General features: G+C 72.3%; 17 protein-coding genes. 11 read left to right on the forward strand and 6 right to left on the reverse strand.

Annotated elements, in window-relative coordinates; translation table 11 throughout:
* The first annotated feature begins 133 nt into the window (after positions 1 to 133).
* Positions 134 to 892, forward strand: a complete 759-nt coding sequence (locus NYF13_RS10010; protein ID WP_315655804.1) for a DUF2306 domain-containing protein — start codon at positions 134 to 136, stop codon at positions 890 to 892.
* Between the two features lie 3 nt (positions 893 to 895).
* On the opposite strand, the gene NYF13_RS10015 is transcribed toward NYF13_RS10010, so the two are convergent.
* Genes NYF13_RS10015 through NYF13_RS10025 form a run of 3 tightly spaced genes read right to left on the reverse strand, consistent with a single transcriptional unit; the run spans position 896 to position 5,188 of the window.
* A complete protein-coding gene (locus tag NYF13_RS10015; protein WP_315655806.1) occupies positions 896 to 1,633 on the reverse strand; it encodes a dienelactone hydrolase family protein in 738 nt (245 codons plus the stop codon).
* Positions 1,634 to 1,643: 10 nt separating this feature from the next.
* Positions 1,644 to 2,840, reverse strand: coding sequence for an acyl-CoA dehydrogenase family protein (locus NYF13_RS10020; RefSeq protein WP_315655807.1), 1,197 nt, complete (start codon positions 2,838 to 2,840; stop codon positions 1,644 to 1,646).
* Positions 2,837 to 5,188 carry a bifunctional salicylyl-CoA 5-hydroxylase/oxidoreductase gene (locus NYF13_RS10025; protein WP_315655808.1) on the reverse strand — a complete coding sequence of 784 codons (2,352 nt, stop codon included), beginning with the start codon at positions 5,186 to 5,188 and terminating at the stop codon, positions 2,837 to 2,839. Before NYF13_RS10025 ends, NYF13_RS10020 begins: the two co-directional genes overlap by 4 nt.
* A gap of 67 nt (positions 5,189 to 5,255) precedes the next feature.
* On the opposite strand from NYF13_RS10025, the gene NYF13_RS10030 reads away from it, so the two are divergent.
* Positions 5,256 to 5,648 (forward strand): RidA family protein, encoded by a 393-nt coding sequence (locus NYF13_RS10030; RefSeq protein WP_315655809.1) that lies wholly within the window; start codon positions 5,256 to 5,258, stop codon positions 5,646 to 5,648.
* On the opposite strand, the gene NYF13_RS10035 is transcribed toward NYF13_RS10030, so the two are convergent.
* Complete coding sequence (locus NYF13_RS10035; protein WP_315655810.1) at positions 5,638 to 6,516, reverse strand: PaaX family transcriptional regulator C-terminal domain-containing protein; 879 nt, start codon at positions 6,514 to 6,516, stop codon at positions 5,638 to 5,640. The genes NYF13_RS10030 and NYF13_RS10035 overlap by 11 nt on opposite strands.
* A gap of 252 nt (positions 6,517 to 6,768) precedes the next feature.
* Here NYF13_RS10035 and NYF13_RS10040 point away from each other — a divergent pair, with 252 nt between their 5' ends.
* Positions 6,769 to 7,380, forward strand: coding sequence for a GNAT family protein (locus tag NYF13_RS10040; RefSeq protein WP_315655811.1), 612 nt, complete (start codon positions 6,769 to 6,771; stop codon positions 7,378 to 7,380).
* A 13-nt stretch (positions 7,381 to 7,393) separates the two neighbouring features.
* On the opposite strand, the gene NYF13_RS10045 is transcribed toward NYF13_RS10040, so the two are convergent.
* A complete protein-coding gene (locus NYF13_RS10045; RefSeq protein ID WP_315655812.1) occupies positions 7,394 to 7,861 on the reverse strand; it encodes a MarR family winged helix-turn-helix transcriptional regulator in 468 nt (155 codons plus the stop codon).
* A gap of 140 nt (positions 7,862 to 8,001) precedes the next feature.
* Between NYF13_RS10045 and NYF13_RS10050 the strand changes: the two genes are divergently transcribed.
* The 3 genes from NYF13_RS10050 to NYF13_RS10060 all read left to right on the forward strand — a co-directional run bounded on the left by NYF13_RS10050 (position 8,002) and on the right by NYF13_RS10060 (position 10,390).
* On the forward strand, positions 8,002 to 8,406 hold the full coding sequence (locus NYF13_RS10050) for a nitroreductase family deazaflavin-dependent oxidoreductase (protein ID WP_315655813.1): 405 nt from the start codon (positions 8,002 to 8,004) through the stop codon (positions 8,404 to 8,406).
* A gap of 243 nt (positions 8,407 to 8,649) precedes the next feature.
* The gene (locus NYF13_RS10055) at positions 8,650 to 9,195 is read left to right on the forward strand and encodes a DUF4232 domain-containing protein (protein WP_315655814.1); all 546 of its coding nucleotides are present in this window, start codon (positions 8,650 to 8,652) and stop codon (positions 9,193 to 9,195) included.
* 232 nt (positions 9,196 to 9,427) lie between these two features.
* Positions 9,428 to 10,390, forward strand: coding sequence for an ATP-dependent DNA ligase (locus NYF13_RS10060; protein ID WP_315655816.1), 963 nt, complete (start codon positions 9,428 to 9,430; stop codon positions 10,388 to 10,390).
* Positions 10,391 to 10,400: 10 nt separating this feature from the next.
* Here the strand turns inward: NYF13_RS10060 and NYF13_RS10065 are convergent, their stop codons facing one another.
* Positions 10,401 to 11,006, reverse strand: a complete 606-nt coding sequence (locus NYF13_RS10065) for a TetR/AcrR family transcriptional regulator (RefSeq protein WP_315655817.1) — start codon at positions 11,004 to 11,006, stop codon at positions 10,401 to 10,403.
* A gap of 411 nt (positions 11,007 to 11,417) precedes the next feature.
* Here NYF13_RS10065 and NYF13_RS10070 point away from each other — a divergent pair, with 411 nt between their 5' ends.
* Genes NYF13_RS10070 through NYF13_RS10090 form a run of 5 tightly spaced genes read left to right on the forward strand, consistent with a single transcriptional unit; the run spans position 11,418 to position 17,459 of the window.
* Complete coding sequence (locus NYF13_RS10070; RefSeq protein ID WP_315655819.1) at positions 11,418 to 13,073, forward strand: fatty acyl-AMP ligase; 1,656 nt, start codon at positions 11,418 to 11,420, stop codon at positions 13,071 to 13,073.
* Positions 13,066 to 13,326 carry an acyl carrier protein gene (locus NYF13_RS10075; protein WP_315655820.1) on the forward strand — a complete coding sequence of 87 codons (261 nt, stop codon included), beginning with the start codon at positions 13,066 to 13,068 and terminating at the stop codon, positions 13,324 to 13,326. Before NYF13_RS10070 ends, NYF13_RS10075 begins: the two co-directional genes overlap by 8 nt.
* 14 nt (positions 13,327 to 13,340) lie before the next feature.
* Entirely contained in the window at positions 13,341 to 13,661 is a 321-nt protein-coding gene (locus NYF13_RS10080; protein WP_315655821.1) for a hypothetical protein, read from the forward strand.
* The gene (locus NYF13_RS10085) at positions 13,661 to 16,975 is read left to right on the forward strand and encodes a WXG100 family type VII secretion target (RefSeq protein WP_315655822.1); all 3,315 of its coding nucleotides are present in this window, start codon (positions 13,661 to 13,663) and stop codon (positions 16,973 to 16,975) included. The genes NYF13_RS10080 and NYF13_RS10085 overlap by 1 nt, the downstream gene beginning before the upstream one ends.
* Positions 16,976 to 16,982: 7 nt before the next feature.
* A complete protein-coding gene (locus NYF13_RS10090) occupies positions 16,983 to 17,459 on the forward strand; it encodes a hypothetical protein (protein WP_315655823.1) in 477 nt (158 codons plus the stop codon).
* The last annotated feature ends 43 nt before the right edge of the window (positions 17,460 to 17,502 follow it).

Below are 17,502 nucleotides of genomic sequence, written 5' to 3' on the forward strand. Positions count from 1 at the left end.
AGATCCACCCGTCCGAAGGTAAGGATTTCCCCACCGCCGGGACGCAGGCGCGCACCAGTGCCGTCCACCCCTACCCGCCCCTAGCCTTCGTGGTGACCAGGAGTCACAACCAGCCAGAGGGAGCGTGGCCGACATGACGGCGGGGACAGATCTTCGACCACCGCGCGTGGGGCCGCCGCGGGCGCGGACACCGGAGCGGGCGTGGTGGCGCCGGCCGTGGATCGGGCCGCTGGGGCTGGTCGTCGTCGCCTTCTTCGCCTACTCGCTGCCGCCGTACCTGGCGCTCGACCCGGCGCGGTCGCGGGTTCCGGCGCCGGAGGGGTTCGCCGCGCACTACTGGTTCCTCGTCGCCCACGTGCTGTTCGGCTCGATCGCGATGCTCGGGGCGCTGGTGCAGGTGTGGCCGTGGGTCCGGCGCCGGTACCCCGGGGTGCACCGGTTCGCGGGGCGGGCGTACGTGTTCGGCGGGGTGCTCCCGTCCGGGCTGATGGCGCTGACCATCGGCGCGGACAGCCCGTTCGGCCCCGCCACCCGGGCCAGCGACGTGCTGCTCGCCGTGCTGTGGCTCGGCGTCACCGGGGCCGGCTGGCGCGCCGCCCGCGAACGCCGCTTCGGCGACCACCGGCGGTGGATGGTCCGCAGCTTCGCGCTGACCATGTCCATCATCCTGAACCGGATCATCTCGGCGGTCGGCGTGATCGTGCTGGAACCGCAGATCGCCACCACCTTCGGCGGCAGCGAGGTCGCGTTCACCCAGTCCGTGGCGGCCATCGCGTCCTGGGTGAGCTGGACCGTCGCGCTGATCGGCGCCCAGTTGTGGCTGGACCGCCGGCCCGCGAGCCCGCGGGCCCGGCCGGAGAAGGCCCGGCCGGAAGCGCTGGACGCGCGCTGAACCTCAGCCGTTCAGGTTCTCCGCGTACAGCTCGGCCAGCGCTTCCCAGTGGCGCCGGCCGGCCTCGGGGTCGTAGGTCGGGTTGTCGGCCACGGCGAACCCGTGCTCGGCGGGGTAGGTGACGAGGGTGTGCCGCACCCGCGCGCCGGCCAGCGCCGCGCCCAGCCGCTCGTACTGCTCGGGCGGGAACGACTTGTCGTTCTGCGCCGCGGCCACGTACACGGTGGCGCGGATCCGATCGGCCAGCCGGTACGGGCTCTCCGCGTCGTCGGCGGCGGCCAGGTTCCCGCCGTGGAAGGACGCGGAGGCCGCCACCCGCTCCGGGTGGTGCGCGGCCGCGAGCAGCGACAGCCTCCCGCCCATGCAGTACCCCGTCGTGCCCACCGCGGAGCCGGAGACCTCGGGTCGCCCGGCCAGGAATTCGAGGTAGGCGCCCATGTCGCGCACCGCCTGCGCCGTGGTGAGGCTCGCGCTCAGCTCGCTCAGCCGCTGCCGCTCCTCGGGCACGGTGAACACCGTGGCCACGTCGAACGGCGCGAACGGCGTCCGGTAGTACGCGTCCGGCAGCAGCACGGCGTAACCGAAGGCGGCCAGCCGGTCCGCCATCTCCGCGAACGTCTCCCGCACCCCGGCGGCGTCGGCGTGCAGCACCACCGCGGGGTGCGGGTGCGGGTCCGGGGTGTGCAGGGTGGCCGGGCAGCTGCCGTCCGGAGTCGGGATGGTGACCGGGGTACGAGGCATACCCCGCAAGTTACCGGCCCGGGGTCCGGTTCGGCCGGGATATCGCTGTGCGCGAACCACCCGGCCGGCCCCGCCGCAGCGACCGCGCGATGATCGTCCGCTGGATCTCCGAGGCGCCTTCGTAGATGCGCGGTGCCCGGACCTCGCGGTACAAGTGCTCCAGCAGGTGCCCGCGCCGCAACGCCCGGGCGCCGTGGAGCTGCACCGCCGAGTCCACGACGTACTGCGCCGACTCCGTGGCGAACAGCTTCGCCATCGCCGCGCGGCCACTGAGGTCCGGCTCTCCCTCGTCGTAGGCGGAAGCGGCCGCGTAGACCAGCAGCCGGGACGCCTCCGTGCGGGTGGCCATCTCGGCGAGGGTGTGCGCCACCGTCTGCTGGTTCGCCAAGGGGCCACCGAAAGCGTGGCGTTGCGCGGTGTGCTCCACCGTCGCGTCCAGGGCCGCCTGCGCCATGCCGACGGCGAACGCGCCGACGCTCGGGCGGAACAGGTCCAGCGTGCGCATCGCGACGGCGAAACCGTGGTTCTCCTCGCCGAGCAGTTCCTCGCGTTGCACGCGGACGCCGTCGAAGGTCAGGGTGCCGATCGGGTGCGGGCTCACCAGGTCGAGGTGCTCGCCGGACAGACCCGCGCGGTCGCCCGGCACGACGAACGCGCTGACCCCGCGGGATCCCGCGTCCGGGGTCGTGCGCGCGAACACGGTGTAGAAGTCCGCCTCGGGCGCGTTCGAGATCCACATCTTCTCGCCGGTCAGGCGCCAGCCGTCGCCGTCGGGCTCCGCGGCGAGGGTGAGCGCGGCCGCGTCGGAGCCCGCGTCCGGCTCCGTCAGCGCGAACGCCGCGACCGCGTCACCCGCCGCCACGGCCGGCAGCCAGCGCCGCACCTGTTCGTCCATTCCGGACTGGAGCACGGGGTAGCTGCCCAAGCCCTGCAACGCGAGCGCCGTCTCCGCTTCGGTGCTCCGCGTGGCCAGCGCCTCCCGTAACAGGCACAGGTCGGTGGCCGCGGCCTGGCGCGTCGGCTGTCCACTTTCGACCCCGGGGAACAGCCGGGCGAGCAGGCCGAGTGAGCCCATGGCCTTGAGTAACGGCCGGTTCACCGCGCCCTCGGCGCCGGCCTCGGCGAGCGGACGCAGCCGCTCCGCGGCGATTTCCTGCACCGAGGCGGCAAAAGCCTGCTGCTCGGGGGACAGGGCGAAGGCGTTCACCGGTCACCCCCCGGGCGCCAGCGGGCGTGGGCGGTCCGGGGGCCGCCGGTGCGGACCAGCTCCAGCCGCGGCTCGGGCCCGTCGGTGCGCCCGGTCTGCGGTTTGCGCTTCCCGGCCGCCCACGGCTGGGGCCAGGCCACCGGGTACTCCTGCTCGGCCGCCGCGTGCAATGTCCACTGTGGATCATAGAGGTGGCTGCGGCCGATCGCGCACAGGTCCGCGCGCCCGGCCAGGAGCAGGGAGTTCACGTCGTCGTAGGAGGAGATCGCGCCGACCGCGATCACCGCCATCCCGTAGGGCAGCCCGACCTCGTTGCGGATCCGGTCGGCGTAGGGGGTCTGGTAGCTCCGGCCGAACCGCGGCCGCTCCTCGCTCACCACCTGGCCGGTGGACACGTCGATCGCGGCGGCCCCGTGCTCGGCGAAGGCCCGCGCGACCGCCACCGCCTCATCGGCGCCGATCCCGCCGTCGTGCCAGTCGGTGGCCGAAATGCGGACGGTCACCGGCCGGTCCGAGGGCCACACCGCGCGGACGGCGTCGAACACCTCCAGCGGGAACCGCAGCCGGTTCTCCGGTGACCCGCCGTACTCGTCGGCCCGGTGGTTGGTCAGCGGGGAAAGGAACGAAGACAGCAGATAACCGTGCGCGCAGTGCAGTTCCAGCAGGTCGAACCCGGCTCGCGCGGCCGCCCGCGCGCTGGTGACGAACTGTTCGCGGATCTCCGCCAGCTCGGCGGCGCCCAGCTCCCGCGGCGTCTGGTTCTTCGCCGAGTACGGCAGTGGCGACGGCCCGCAGACCGCCCAGTTGCCCTCGGGCAACGGCTCGTCCATGCCCTCCCACATCAGCCTCGTCGAGCCTTTGCGCCCGGAGTGGCCCAGTTGCAGCCCGATCTTGGCCGGCGTGTGGTCGTGCACGAAGCCGACGACGCGCGCCCACGCCCGCTCCTGCTCTTCGGTGTAGAGCCCGGGGCAGCCCGGGGTGATCCGGCCCTCGGCCGAAACGCAGACCATCTCGGACATCACCAGCCCGGCCCCACCGAGCGCCTTGCCGCCCAGGTGCACCAGGTGGAACTCGCCCGGCACCCCGTCCACGGCGGAGTACATGTCCATCGGGGAGACGACGATGCGGTTCGCCAGTGGCAGCTCGCCGATCCGCACCGGCTGGAACATCGGCGGCGCCACGGTGGTGCCGAGCGTGCCGGCGAACCACTCGTCCAGCGCCGCGGCGAACTCGCGGTCACGCAGCTTCAGGTTGTCGTAGGTGACCCGGCGGCTGCGGGTGAGCAGGTTGAACGTGAACTGCTCGGGCTCCTGACGGGTGTACTGCGCCAGGTTCTCGAACCACTCCAGGCTCGCCTGGGCCGCGCGCTGGGTGGAGGCCACCACCGGACGCCGCTCTCGTTCGTACGCGCCGAGCGCCTCGGCCACCGACGGCTGCTCGTGCAGGCAGGCGGCCAGCGCGAGCGCGTCCTCCATGGCCAGCTTCGTGCCGGAGCCGATGGAGAAGTGCGCGGTGTGCGCGGCGTCGCCCAGCAGCACCACGTTCTCGTGCACCCAGCGCTCGCAGCGCACCGTGCCGAAGGTGGCCCACCGGGAGTTGTTGGCCAGCACCCGGTGCCCGTCGAGCACTTCGGCGCACAGCTCGCGGATCAGCTCGATCGACTTCTCGTCGCTCTCGCCCGGCGCCAGCTCCGTCGCGGCGATCGGGGCGAACGCGCGCTGCCAGACGTCTTCGTGCAGCTCCAGGATGAACGTGCTGCCCTCGCGGCCGTAGGGGTAGCCGTGGATCTGCATGATCCCGTGCGGGGTCTCGAGCACGTGGAACTTGAACGCGTCGAAGACCAGGTCGGTGCCGAGCCAGATGTAGCGGCAGCGGCGGGTTTCGACGTCCGGGGCGAAGGTCTCCGCGAACCGGGCGCGGGCGGCGGAGTTCAGCCCGTCGGCCGCCACCACCAGGTCGTGCTCCCGGGCCAGCCCGGCCACGTCCGGCGCGCCGGTGCGGAAGCGGACGTCGACGCCGAGCTCGTGGCACCGCTGCTGCAGGATGGCCAGCAGCCGTTTGCGGCTCATCGCGGCGAAACCGTGGCCGCCGGAGGTGGTGACGGTGCCGCGGTAGTGCACGTCGATGTCGTCCCAGCGGGCGAATTCGCGGCTCATCGCCTCGTGCACGTGCTCGTCGGCGTGCTCGATGCCGCCGAGCGTCTCGTCGGAGAACACCACCCCGAAGCCGAACGTGTCGTCCGGCGCGTTGCGCTCCCAGACCGTGATCTCGTGCCCGGGCCCGAGCTGCTTCGCGAGGACGGCGAAGTACAGGCCCGCCGGGCCGCCGCCGAGAACCGATATCCGCACGCCGGACAGGTTATGTCGTCTGGACTACGATCGTCAAGAAGGCGATAGATGGGCTAGGATCGGCGGCATGGAGCGTTTCGACCCGCCCGGGCTGGGCCGTCCGTCGGGCTTTTCCCACGCGGTCGCGGCCGAGGGCCGGTTGGTCTTCCTGGCCGGGCAGACCGCCCTGGACGCCGACAACAGGATCACCGGCACGACCGTGGTCGAGCAGTTCGAGCGCGCGCTCGGCAACCTGCTGACGGCCCTGCGCGCGGCCGGCGGCGAGCCGGCCGACCTGTGCAGCGTGACGATCTACATCGTCGACATGGACGATTACCGGGCCCACGCGCGGGAGCTCGGCCAGGTGTGGAAACGCTTGGCCGGCCAGGAATACCCGGCCGTGGCGGGGATCGGCGTGAGCCGGTTGTGGGACGTCGAAGCGCTCGTGGAGGTGCAGGGCTTCGCGGTCCTCAGCCGCTGATGCCCCGGCCGCCGGGTGCTCGATCACCGAGCGTCTCCAGCAGGTACGCCCGCGCGGGGTCTTCGAGGCGTTCGTGCAGCGTGAAGAACACCTCGGCCGCGCGAAGGCCGGACCAGTCCGCGGGCAGCAGTTCGGCGGGCAGCCCCGGGTCGAGGTAGGGCATGCGGCGCCAGCCGGTGAGCACCCGCAGGTAGTCCGCGAACGCCTCGGCGCCCGGGGTCGCGCGGCGGCGGCGCCAGCGCTCCAGCACGGGCGCGTGCTCGTCGAGGAACGCGGTGTACAACTCGTCGAGCCGGTCGAGGTCCCACCACTCGCGGACCTTGCCGGCCGGATCGCCGAAGGCCAGGTGCTCGGCGCGGAACAGGTCGGCGTACTCGGCCAGGCCCAGCCGGGTCAGCGTCTCGGCCGTGACCTGGTGCAGGTGGGCCGGCGCGATCCAGACGCCCGACGCCGCGGTACCGAAGCCCAGCCGCGCGAGCTGGGTGCGCAGCACGTGCCGCTTGGCCCGCTCGGCCTCGGGCACGGAGAACACCGCGAGCAGCCAGCCCTCGGCCAGGGTGGCGCGGTCGCGGCGGAAGATCCGCTCGTCGCCCTCGCCCAGGATGTCCAGCGCGGTCCCGGAAAGCTCGTACCCCGCGGTGCTTCCGTGGCGGACCGCGTCGAGGATCCCGCGGCGCTTGAGCCGCGAGATGGACGACCGCACGGCCGGCTCGTCCACCCCGACCGCCGCCAGCAGCCCGATCAGCGCCGCGACCGACAGCCAGCCGCCCCCGCTGCGGTGGTAGAAGCCGTACACGGACACGATGAGCTGCCGCGGCTGGGCCGCCCGCCCCGCCTCCGGCTCGGTTGACTCCGCCACGACCGTCACCCGCTCACGATAACAACCGGCCGCGGAGGCCCCGGAGGTCCGCGGGCCCGGCCCCGGCCGGCGCCAGCGGCCGCGTGACCGGACCGGCGCAGGCCCTTGGTGATGGGCAGGTCTTGCCCACCCACCGCTCGAATCGGGCCCACGGGTGCGCGTTCTTCCGGCCCCACCTGGGCGCGAGTAGCATTTCGCCCCGAGATGGCGAACGTGTCCCCAGCCCCCTTTTTCGGTCGGCTGACCCGGCGTGGCCGCTTGATGGCGAAGCGCACCTGCGACCGGCGGGGGCACGCGTTCACCCTCGGGCGGTTCCTGTTCCGCACCCCCACGGCGTGGGAGTACGCGTCCGCGGTGGCCGGCGGCAGCGACCCGGCCGCGCAGCGCTGGCTGGGCTGGCTGCCGGATTCGGTGGTCGAGGAGTCCCTGCGCGCGGAGGCCCTGCGGGTGGTCCCGGGCACCGGTCCGGACTGGACCACCCCCGATCCGCAGTCGGTGGACGTGGTGGCGATCGACCTCGGCCCGAACCGGTGCGCCGGTCTGGTGAGCGTCCACTCCGGCGAGGACGGCACCCCCGAGACCGGCGGCTACCTCGCCCCGGACTACCGCGGCCGGGGGCTGGGCCGCGAGCTGTTCACCGCGGGCCTGCTGCTGGCCCACGAGCACCTCGGCCTGTTCCGCGTCCGCGCCGGCGCCGAGGTCGGCAACGTGGCCAGCGGCCGTTCCCTGTCGGCGGCCGGCCTCCGCCGCGCACCCGGCCCACCCCGGTACACCCTGCCGAACGGCCGCGTCGGCGAAGCCTGGTGGTTCCAGCACGACCACCCGCGGCCGCACCGCTGCCCCGGGCCCCAAGCCCGATGGCTGGCGAACTGAGCGGCCGCGGCTCTCACCGGTCGGGGCAGCACTCCTCGACGTTGCGCTCGTAGGCCCGCAGGGTCCGGATCACCAGCCCCCGCTCGGCCGGGGTGAGGGGGGTCAGCGCGCGTTCCCAGGCCCGGGCGCCGTGCGCCAGCCAGGCGTCGACGGCGCAGCGCTTTTCCTCGTTGACGCTCACGATGGTGCGACGCCGGTCGTGCGGGTCTTCGGCGCGGTCGAGCAGGCCCTGGCGCGAAAGGTCGCCGACCATCAGGCTGGCCGTGGTCGGCGCGACCTCGAGCCGCCCGGCCAGCTCGGTGACCGTCATCGGTCCGTCGAACAGCAGGCAGGACAGCAGCGAAAGGTGCCGCGGGGCGAGGGACAGCTCGGCCAGCTGCGCCGGTACCGGCAGCTTCTTCGCGCGGGCGACCAGGCGCGGGACCAGCAGGAGCAGCTCGCGGACCCCGTCGGCCACGGTCGGACCGGATCCGGTGGTCATGCCACCCCCTTTCGGGTTCACCGCGGTCGGTTTTCCCGCCCGGGACCCTACCGTTTCGGGGGTCGGCCCCGGTGATCGTTGACAGTGGGTTTGATGGCAAACTAAATTTGTTGTCAACGTCAACAACTTGGAGAGCGCGCATGTCGGACTGGAACCAGCAGATCATCGACGAGTTCCACGCGAACGGGGGCAAGGTCGGTGGCATGTTCGAGGGCAAGAACATGATCCTGATCACGCACACCGGCGCGAAGAGCGGCAAGGAGCGGGTCCTGCCGCTGGTCTACAGCACCGACGGCGACCGGATCGTCATCGCCGCGTCCAAGGGCGGCGCCGACACCAACCCGGACTGGTACCACAACCTGGTCGCCCACCCGAAGATCAAGGTCGAGATCGGCACCGAGAAGTTCGACGCGACCGCGAAGCTGGTCGAGGACCGCGCCGAGCGCGACCGCCTGTACGCCGGCATGGTCGCCCACAGCGAGGGCTTCGCCGATTACGAGAAGAAGACCGAGCGGGTCATCCCGGTGTTCGTGATCGAGCGCTGAACCCCGGCGGAGCTGAAGGAAGCGGCCTCCCCGTGAGGCCGCTTCCGGCGTTCCACGGGTCTTTTCGCCGGTGTGGACGTCCGGGTATCGGTTCGGTTGCCTTCCTGGGGTCGATCCCACAGGCACGCATACAAACGGCCCCCGTGGGCATCTTTCCCTGTGAGGGCGATCGAGGTGAACGAATCACCACCGGATCGCCCGCCGGACGGAGACTCCGCCCGCGACTCGCAGGAAGGAAGCACGATGAACACTCGCACCACTGTTCGCCGCACCGTTACCGCCCTCGCCGTCGCCGGGGCCGCTGCCGGGGCGAGCGCGCTGGCCGCCGGGACGGCGAACGCGATGCCCACCGACTTCAACTGCGCCTCCAGCCAGATCAGCACCAAGCTGGTCTACGGCGGGGCCGGCGCGGGCAACCGCCAGGCCGCCCTCCAGTTCACCGCCAACCCGGGTGAAACCTGCACGCTGCCCGGCTCGCTGCCGGTGAACCTGGTCGGCGCGCACGACGTGCTGGTGAACCCGCAGGCCCCGGCCGACGCCCCGAGCGTGCAGCTGACCGACGGCTCCTCCGCCTACATCCCGCTGCACTGGACCGCGATCGACGCCTCCTCGCAGCAGCAGACCCCGCTGGCCATCGACGTCACGGCGCCGCAGACCACCACCCCGCGCGGCGACCAGAGCGACCCGGAGATCTCGGTGCCGTGGTCCCTCGGCGGCGTCGACACCTCGCAGGTGAGCCACTCCATCGATGTCGGCGCGGTGACGCCGGGCCTCGCGCCCTCCGTGTGACGCTTTTCCCGTGAGCCCCTGGACCTGGCTGTGGTCCGGGGGCTCACGCCTGCGCCGAGCGCGCAACGGGCCCGACCGGGTGGTTGACCAGGCGTGATGGAGTGGGCATGGTTGGCCGATGAGCCCCGCCGACGTATTTCCTCCCGCGGAGGCGGCATGAGCTCCGCCGATGCACTCCTTCCCGCGGAGGCGGCATGAGCCCCGCCGACGTATTCCCTCCCGCGGAGGCGGCATGAGCCCCGCCGAAGTGCGCGAGGGGGTGTCGCTGACCAACCTCGACCAGCCGCTCTTCCCCGACGCCGGGGCGACCAAGCGGGATCTGCTGGACTACCTCGACGCCGTCTCCGCGCGGCTGCTGCCGGTGCTGGCCGACCGGCCGTTGTCCGTGGTGCGGGTGTTGCGCGGGCAGGACGAGTTCATGCAGAAGAACCTGCCGAAGTACACCCCCGGGTGGGTGCCGCGGGTGAAGCTCTGGGCGGAGACCTCGAAGCGGGACATCTCGTACGCGTTGTGCAACGACCGCCGCACGCTGCTGTGGTTCGGGAACCAGCGCGCGATCGAATACCACCCCACGCTGACCCGGGTCGGCCACGAGGGGCCCACCCACCTGATCCTGGACCTCGATCCGCCCGAGGGCGCCGCGTTCGGGACCGCCGTCGCGGGGGCGCGGCTGGTGCGCCGGGCGCTGGCCGACGCCGGCCTCGCGGGCGCGTTGAAGACCAGCGGTGCCAAGGGGGTGCACGTGTTCGTGCCACTCGCGCCGGGGCAGGCGGTGGAGGACGTCGCCGCGGCCACGCGTGCCGTCGCGGCTCGCGCCGAGCGGCTCGACCCGGACCGGGCGACCACGGCGTTCATCCGGGAGGACCGGCACGGCAAGGTGTTCCTCGACTCCACCCGAGCCGGGGGCGCCACCGTGGTGGCCGCCTACAGCCCGCGGGTGCGGCCGGGCGTGCGCGTCTCGTTCCCGGTGCCGTGGTCCGACGCGGACGACGTGACGCCGGCGGACTTCACCGTCCACACGGCACTGAAGCTGCTCGGCGGCGAAGATTCCTGGGTCGCGGAAATGCCTGCGCCGCAAGAGCTTCCGGCTGACCTGGTCGAGGAGGGACACACCATCCCGGTCGCCCGCGTCGCCGCGATGCACGAGGGCAAGCGTCGCGCCCGGGCTCGGCGTGAGTCCGGGGAGGGTGGGTGAACGCGGCCGGTCAGCTTCCGGAGGCGGCTTCGGCTTCGGGGTGGGCCATCCCGTCGGTCAGCACCTTCGCCCACTCCGGCACCGGGGTGCCGTCTTCGGTGTGGCCGGTCAATCCGGCGGCGACGATGAGGTGGCAGAGCTGGCCGTAGGCGAGGAACTGCTGGATCGCGGGCCCGGGGGCGCCGGTGCGCTCCTGCAGGAGGGTGACGGTCCGCTCGATCCCGCGGCGGGTGGCCGCGGCGATCTCCGGCACGTCCACCGAGCTGAGTGCGTGGACCTGGAGCATCAGCAGGTCGCGGTCGGAGATCAGCCGGGCGTACGCGTCGCCGATCGCCGAAAGCACCACGCCGGGCTCCTCGCCGCCCATCCGGTCCGCGACCTCGCTCATCGCGGCCAGCACGCGGTCGTGGCAGTGCTCCAGCGCGGCCAGGAACAGGCCGAGCTTGCCGTCGAAGAGCCGGAACACGTACGCCGGGGAGATGCCCGCCGCCTCGGCCACGTCGGCGACCGGCGTGGCCCGGTAACCACTGCGGGCGAACACGGTGATCGCCCGCTCGGTGATGATCGAGCGGCGGGCGTCCGCGGTGGACCGGAACGTTCCGGGCTCGTTGGCCATGAAGCACCCCTCTGGTGATTGACTAGTCACAAACCATATAACCGGCTGGGCTCCAGACTGTCAACGGACGGCCGGGCCCAAGGAGGCGGCGCCCGTGGCCGGTCCGGCGTTGTTCGGCCGCTCCATTCCCCGTCCCCGAAACATCTGTTTACTTTCGCGAAGTCATCGGCGACCGCTGTTAACAATTGCTAATTTCGCTTAAGCGAATGCGGAAAAAGGTCTTCGGGAACGTGTGCGGGAAACATTCGGGCAGGTTCCCATCGGTTTTCGGCGGTGGTGTTCGAGCGTCCGACCAGTGTGTGGTGAGGTGGTCCACGCAGGCGGTAAGGTGGTTCGCAGATCGCGGCCGGGCGGGTGCGGGAGCGCCGTCCGGATTTCTTTCGCCGGTGCTCCCGGTGCGTGGTGAAGCCGTTGTCCCCCGTTTCCCGGGCGCCCGTCCAGGCGCCCGTTTCCGTGCCCGAGGACGTCCTGGGCGTTTCTCTGGTCGAGCTGTTGTTCTCCCGGTCCGACGACCACCGGCCCGCCTTCACCCACCAGGACCACACCGCCGGGGTGGACGAGACGCTGACCTGGGCCGAGCTGGTCGCGCGCGTCGCCGTGGTGGCGGCGCGGCTGCGGGAGGTGGCGGCGCCGGGCGACCGGGTGGCGGTCATCGCGGCGCAGGAGCTGGCCTACCCGGTCGCGTTCTTCGGGGTGCTCGCCGCCGGGATGACCGCGGTGCCGCTGATGGACCCGGCCGGCGCCGGACTCGGGCGGCGGCTGGCCGGCACCCTGGCCGACTGCTCCGCCTCGCTCGTGCTGACCTCGCGGCGCGCGGTGGACCGGGTGCGCCCGATCGCGGCGTCCCAGCGGCTGCTGGTGGTCGACGAGCTGTCCGGGCCGCCCGCGGAGCCGGTCCGGCCCGATCCGGAGGCCCCCGCGTACCTGCAGTACACCTCCGGTTCGACCCGTGACCCGGCCGGTGTGGTGATCCCGCACCGGGCGCTGGCCGCCGCCTGCTGGCAGGCCTGCCTGGCCTACTCCGTCGGCCCCGGCACCACCTGCGCGGGCTGGATCCCGTTCTTCCACGACATGGGGCTCGTCCAGTTGCTGTGCGTCCCGGTGTACGCGGGCTGCCACTCGGTGTTCATGTCGCCGGTGGAGTTCGTGCACCGCCCGGAGCGCTGGCTGCGACAGCTCTCGGATCACCCCGACGTGTTCACCGCGGCCCCGAACTTCGCGTTCGACCTGGCCGCCGCGGCGCCCCCGCCGGCGGACCTCGACCTCTCCGGCGTGCGCATCGCGCTGAACGGCAGCGAACCCGTGCGCCCGGCGACGGTCGAGCGCTTCCAGGAGGTGTTCGGCCCGCTCGGCTTCCGGCGCGAGGCGCACCGGCCTTCCTACGGCCTGGCCGAGGCGACGGTGTACGTCACCAGCGCCGGTCCGGAAGGGCCGACCAGCGCCGTTTTCGACCGTGAGGCACTGGCCGCGGGCCAGGCCGTGGTGGTCGAAGGCGGCCAGGAACTGGTGTCGGTCGGCCATCCGGTCGGGCAGCGGGTGCGGGTCGTGCGGGACGGCGAAGTCGCCCCGGACGGTGCGGTCGGCGAGGTCTGGGTGCACGGCCCGCACGTCGGCAGCGGGTACTGGGGGCGCGAGGACGACACGTTCGACGCCTCGCTGGAGGGCCACGGCGGCTGGCTGCGCACCGGCGACCTCGGCGTGTGGCACGACGGCCGGCTGTTCCTGACCGGACGGCTGAAGGACCTGATCGTGGTCGACGGCCGCAACTACCACCCGCAGGACCTGGAACTGACCGCGGAACAGGCACACCCGGCCGTCCGCCGCGGCCGGGTCGCGGCCTTCGGCGTCACCGGCGGCGAAGGCGAGGGCGCGGTGGTCGCGGCCGAGTGGACCGGCGACGCGGACGAGACCGAAGTGCGCCGTGCCGTGCTGCGTGCGGTGTCCCGTGAATACGGCCTCACGCTGCGGAGGGTCACTTTGGCCGCTCCCGGCAGTCTTCCGCGCACATCGAGCGGCAAAGTCGCGCGGTCCGCCGCGCGGGCGAGGTACGGTGACGGCCGTGGATGATCTCTGCGCCGAGGTCGCGAAGGTGCTGGTGGACACCTTCCGGCTCGACCCGGACCGGGTGAAGCCCGACAGCCCGCTCGAGGAGCTGGGCATCGACTCCAAGGGCCGGGTGCGCCTGCTCGCCGCGCTGGAAGTCCACCACGACGTCACCATCGACCTCGGGCAGCTCGACCGGTTCACCGACATCGCCGCGGTGGCCGAGGTACTGGCCGAAGCCTTGAACGAACCGACCGGCGCCGGCCGGGCCAGCTAGGGAGAGAAGCGCACATGAGCGGCAGCGGGGGCTACACCGCGGGGACCGAGGCGATCGCCACAGCCTCGAAGAACATCACCCAGTACAGCAAGGACCTGCTCGACGCCAACCCGGACCTGGCCACCACCCTGGTCACCAAGGAGGGCTTCGGCAAGGCCCACGGGGACAAGGCGCAGAAGTACCTGGACGGGGCCAAGGCGCTTTCGGACGCGGTCACCGGCTACAACAGCACCCTGGCCACGTTCGGTTCGAGCCTCGAGTCGGCCGGGTCGAAGTACGCCATCAACGAAGACGACCAGTACGGCCAGATCAACGGGGCCGGGGGCGAGCTCTGATGGCCAAGAGCTGGGACGAAGTCAAGAAGCTCCTCGACGACCCCGCGGTCCCGAAGGACAAGAAGGCGTCGCTGCTCTACAGCGCCAGCACGGACGGGACGAAGATCCCGGACGACGAGCTGAGCAAGTACCAGGCGGCTTATCCGGCGAGCACCGACGACCTGTTCAACCCGAAGAAGACCGACGACGTCTACAAGGACGCCCAGGGCGCCCGCGACGAAGCTGCATACAACGAGGACATGCAGAAGAAGGCGGTCGACGACGGCAAGGGAAAGCTCGACGGGAACAAGCCGCCGACCACCGACGGCGGCGGCACCAAGACCTCGGACGAGATCTTCGACGCCGCGGCGCCCGCGCTCAAACTGTTCGAGACCTTCGGCTCGCTGATCGCCAAGTTCCCCGCCGACTGCGTGGGCACCACCCACCCGATCGACATGGAAAAGGACATCAACACCCCGTACAACGAGCAGCGGGGAATCTCGTTCAAGAACTTCATGGACGACGCGGCGCACTTCAAGACCGGTGCGACCAGCGTCGACAAGACCATGGACGACAGCAAGACCGCGCTCACCACCCTGCAGCACGACTGGCAGGGCAAAGGGGCCGACGCGGCCTGGGACCACTACAACGACGACATCCAGCCCAAGGCGACGAAGCTCCAGCAGTCGCTCGACGGCGCGAACAAGGCCACCGTGATCGCGGCCACCGCGGTGTTCACCCTGTGTAAGACCAAGGCCGACCAGGTCATCTCCGACTACAAGGAGTACGTGGCCAAGGCCGACTTCACCATGGCGCAGAAGATCGTCAACGTGGCGAACGGCTCGGCCGCCAGCGACGACGATCTCGCCGCCATCGCCGGCTTCCTCGACCAGAACTTCGGCACGAACCTGGTCGCGACGCTCAACGACCAGGGCTGCTGCGACAAGAACGACATGAAGGCCGAGGGCGAGAAGCTCGCCAAGCAGTGGATCACCAAGTACTTCATCCCGGACCTGTGGGACACGCACTTCAAGAACTTCGGCGAGAACTGCAAGAACACCAAGGAATTCGTCGACCAGGCCTACGACGAGCTCGACACGTTCATGGGCAAGATCAAGAACGAGTTCGGCACGGGGACCGGCGGGCCGGGCTCCGGTGGTTCGGGCAGTGGCTCGGGCGGGGGACCCGGTGGTGGTTCGGGCGGTGGCTCGGGCTCGGGCAGCGGTTCGGGTTCGGGCAGTGGCTCGGGTTCGGGTAGCGGTTCCGGCTCGGGTTCCGGTTCGGGCAGCGGCTCGGGCTCGGGCAGTGGTTCGGGTTCCGGTTCTGGCTCGGGCAGCGGTTCGGGTAGCGGTTCCGGTAACGGCGGCGGGAACGTGCCGCCGATCCCGGACACCACCACACCGGAAGGGGCGCCCGGTGGCGGCTCCGGCGGTGGCACCGGTGGGGGCACCGGCGGTCCGCCGCAGGTGCCGCCGGTCGACCTGGGCGGTGGCGGTTCCGGTTCGGGCAGTGGCTCGGGCTCGGGTTCGGGTTCGGGCAGTGGTTCGGGTTCCGGCGACGGTTCGGCCGGCAGCCCGCCCCCGGTGCCGAAGGTGCCGCCGATCGACCTGGGCGGTGACTCGGGTTCCGGGTCGGGCTCGGGTTCCGGTAGCGGCTCGGGTTCGGGTTCCGGCTCGGACCCCGGCGGCGGCTCGGGCGGCGGCTCCGGCTCCGGCAGCGGTTCCGGTGGTGGTTCGGCCGGTAGTCCGCCTCCGGTGCCGAAGGTGCCGCCGATCGACCTGGGCGGTGACTCGGGCTCAGGCTCAGGCTCGGGTTCCGGGTCCGGCAGCGGCTCGGGCTCGGGCGGCGGCGACGTGCCGCCGGTCCCGGACTCGACCACCCCGGAGGGGGACGAGCCCCAGGGCAGTGACTCCGGTGGTGGCTCGGCGGGCAGCCCGCCCCCGGTGCCGAAGGTGCCGCCGATCGACCTGGGCGGCCCCGGCGACTCCGGCTCGGGCTCCGGTGGCGGCTCGGGCTCCGGCGGTGGTGGCGGCGACGTGCCGCCGGTCCCGGACACGGACCTGCCTCCGGGCGACACCGGCGACGGCACCTCGGGTGACGGCGGCTCCGGCGACGGCAAGGACCCGTCCGGTCACGACGGCAGCGATCCGTCCGGGCACGGCGGCGGTGGCAGCAGCGGTGGCGGCGACGGCGACGGGAAGGGCGACGACCCGCAGGAGACGCTCAAGGTCGAGCAGAACGGCAAGACCTTCGAGATGACCGAGCCGGACAAAGACGGCCACATGGACATCAAGGTCGGCGACGACAAGGGCGGCGACTCGAAGGACTTCAAGCTCGACTGGTCTCCCGACGACAAGAGCGGCATACCCGGTCACCACGGTGACGGTCCGGCCGGTGGCGGCGACGGTCCCGGCGGCCACACCTACCACCCGGGTGCGGACGGCAAGATCCACATCAAGGACGGCGATCTCAGCATCACCGCGGAGCGCCCGGACGGTCCGGACGGGCCGACCAAGGTGACCGTGGACGACGGCACCGGCCACCCGTCCACGTACACGCTGGGCGAGACCGGTCACAAGGCACCGCTGAGCGACCACGGCCCGGCGACGGGCGGCCACGACCCCGCGCACCCGGGCATCCCGAAGCCGGTGGACACCACGCCGCTTTCGTCGACGTCCGGCGGCGACACGCCGATGCACACGTTCGACGGCACGGACATGCCCAAGGGGACCGACGCGGACGCGCCCTCGTTCGAGCCGGTCGACGGTGTCCCCGGAGGCGCTTCGGGCGCACCGCTGCCGACGTTCGACGGCACCGAGATGCCGGCGGACGCCACGGGGACGGACCACGCCGAGCCGTTGCAGCCGGTGATGCACGGCGACGGTGTGCCCGCGGGTGACCCGGGCGCGCCGGTCCACGCCGGTGCGCCCGACGGTGGTTCGGTGCCGGCCCACGGCGGGGCCTCGGGCGGGGGTGGGGGCGCGGCCGTGCCGTCGCACCTCACCGACGCGGGCGCTCCGCAGTCGCTGGGCGCGCCCTCGATGACCGGGGGGAGCCAGGGGATGCCGCAGCACGCCGTCTCGGACGTCTATTCGGCCCCGGCCGCACCGGCCGGAGCGCCGGGCCAGCCCGCCGGTGGCGGCGGCATGATGGGCGGAATGGGCGCGATGGGCGGCGGCCAGGGTGGTGGCGGCGGGGACCACGAGCGCGGTTCCCGGGCCTATAGTGTGGATGGCGGGGTCCTGTTCGACGCGGGCCCCGAACCGTCCCAGCGGATCACCGGGTCGCTCGACGACGACGAGGACCTGTCGCCGGCGTTCCGGACGAGGAGGTAGTCCGGCGATGGACGACATCGACGCCATGACCGCCCGGATGGACGCGCTGGTCCGCGAGCAGGCCGACCGCCGGACCCTGGCCGAGCAGCGGGCCAAGGAGACCAGAGCCAACGCGCACGAGTACATGACCAAGCAGGCGAAAGCCGCCGAACGCTACGTCATGCACCGCCGTGAGCTGGGCAAGCGTGAGGACGAGAAGGGCCGGCCGAAGCCGCAGGGGGTCTCGGAGTTCGACTTCGAGCCCGAGGGCCACCAGGCCGAGAACGGCTCGCAGGGCATCGAGGACATCGTGCCCACGGGTCCGCGGCCGGGCCGTCACGCGGAGCCGGCGCCCCCGGTCCCGCCGGCGCCGGAACCCACGCCCCCGCCGGCCCCACTGCCCCCGGCCCCGTCGGCCCGTCCCGCCGCGGGCCGTCGCCGGATGAGGACGGAAGAAATCGACGACGAGGACGACGCCTTCCTGAACAACCGCTGGCGCGGCTGAGCCGAAGCCACGAAGAAGCGGGTACGGCCGGTGGCCGTGCCCG

Origin of the sequence: Amycolatopsis sp. PS_44_ISF1, from assembly GCF_032335455.1 — a bacterium.
Taxonomy (GTDB): domain Bacteria; phylum Actinomycetota; class Actinomycetes; order Mycobacteriales; family Pseudonocardiaceae; genus Amycolatopsis.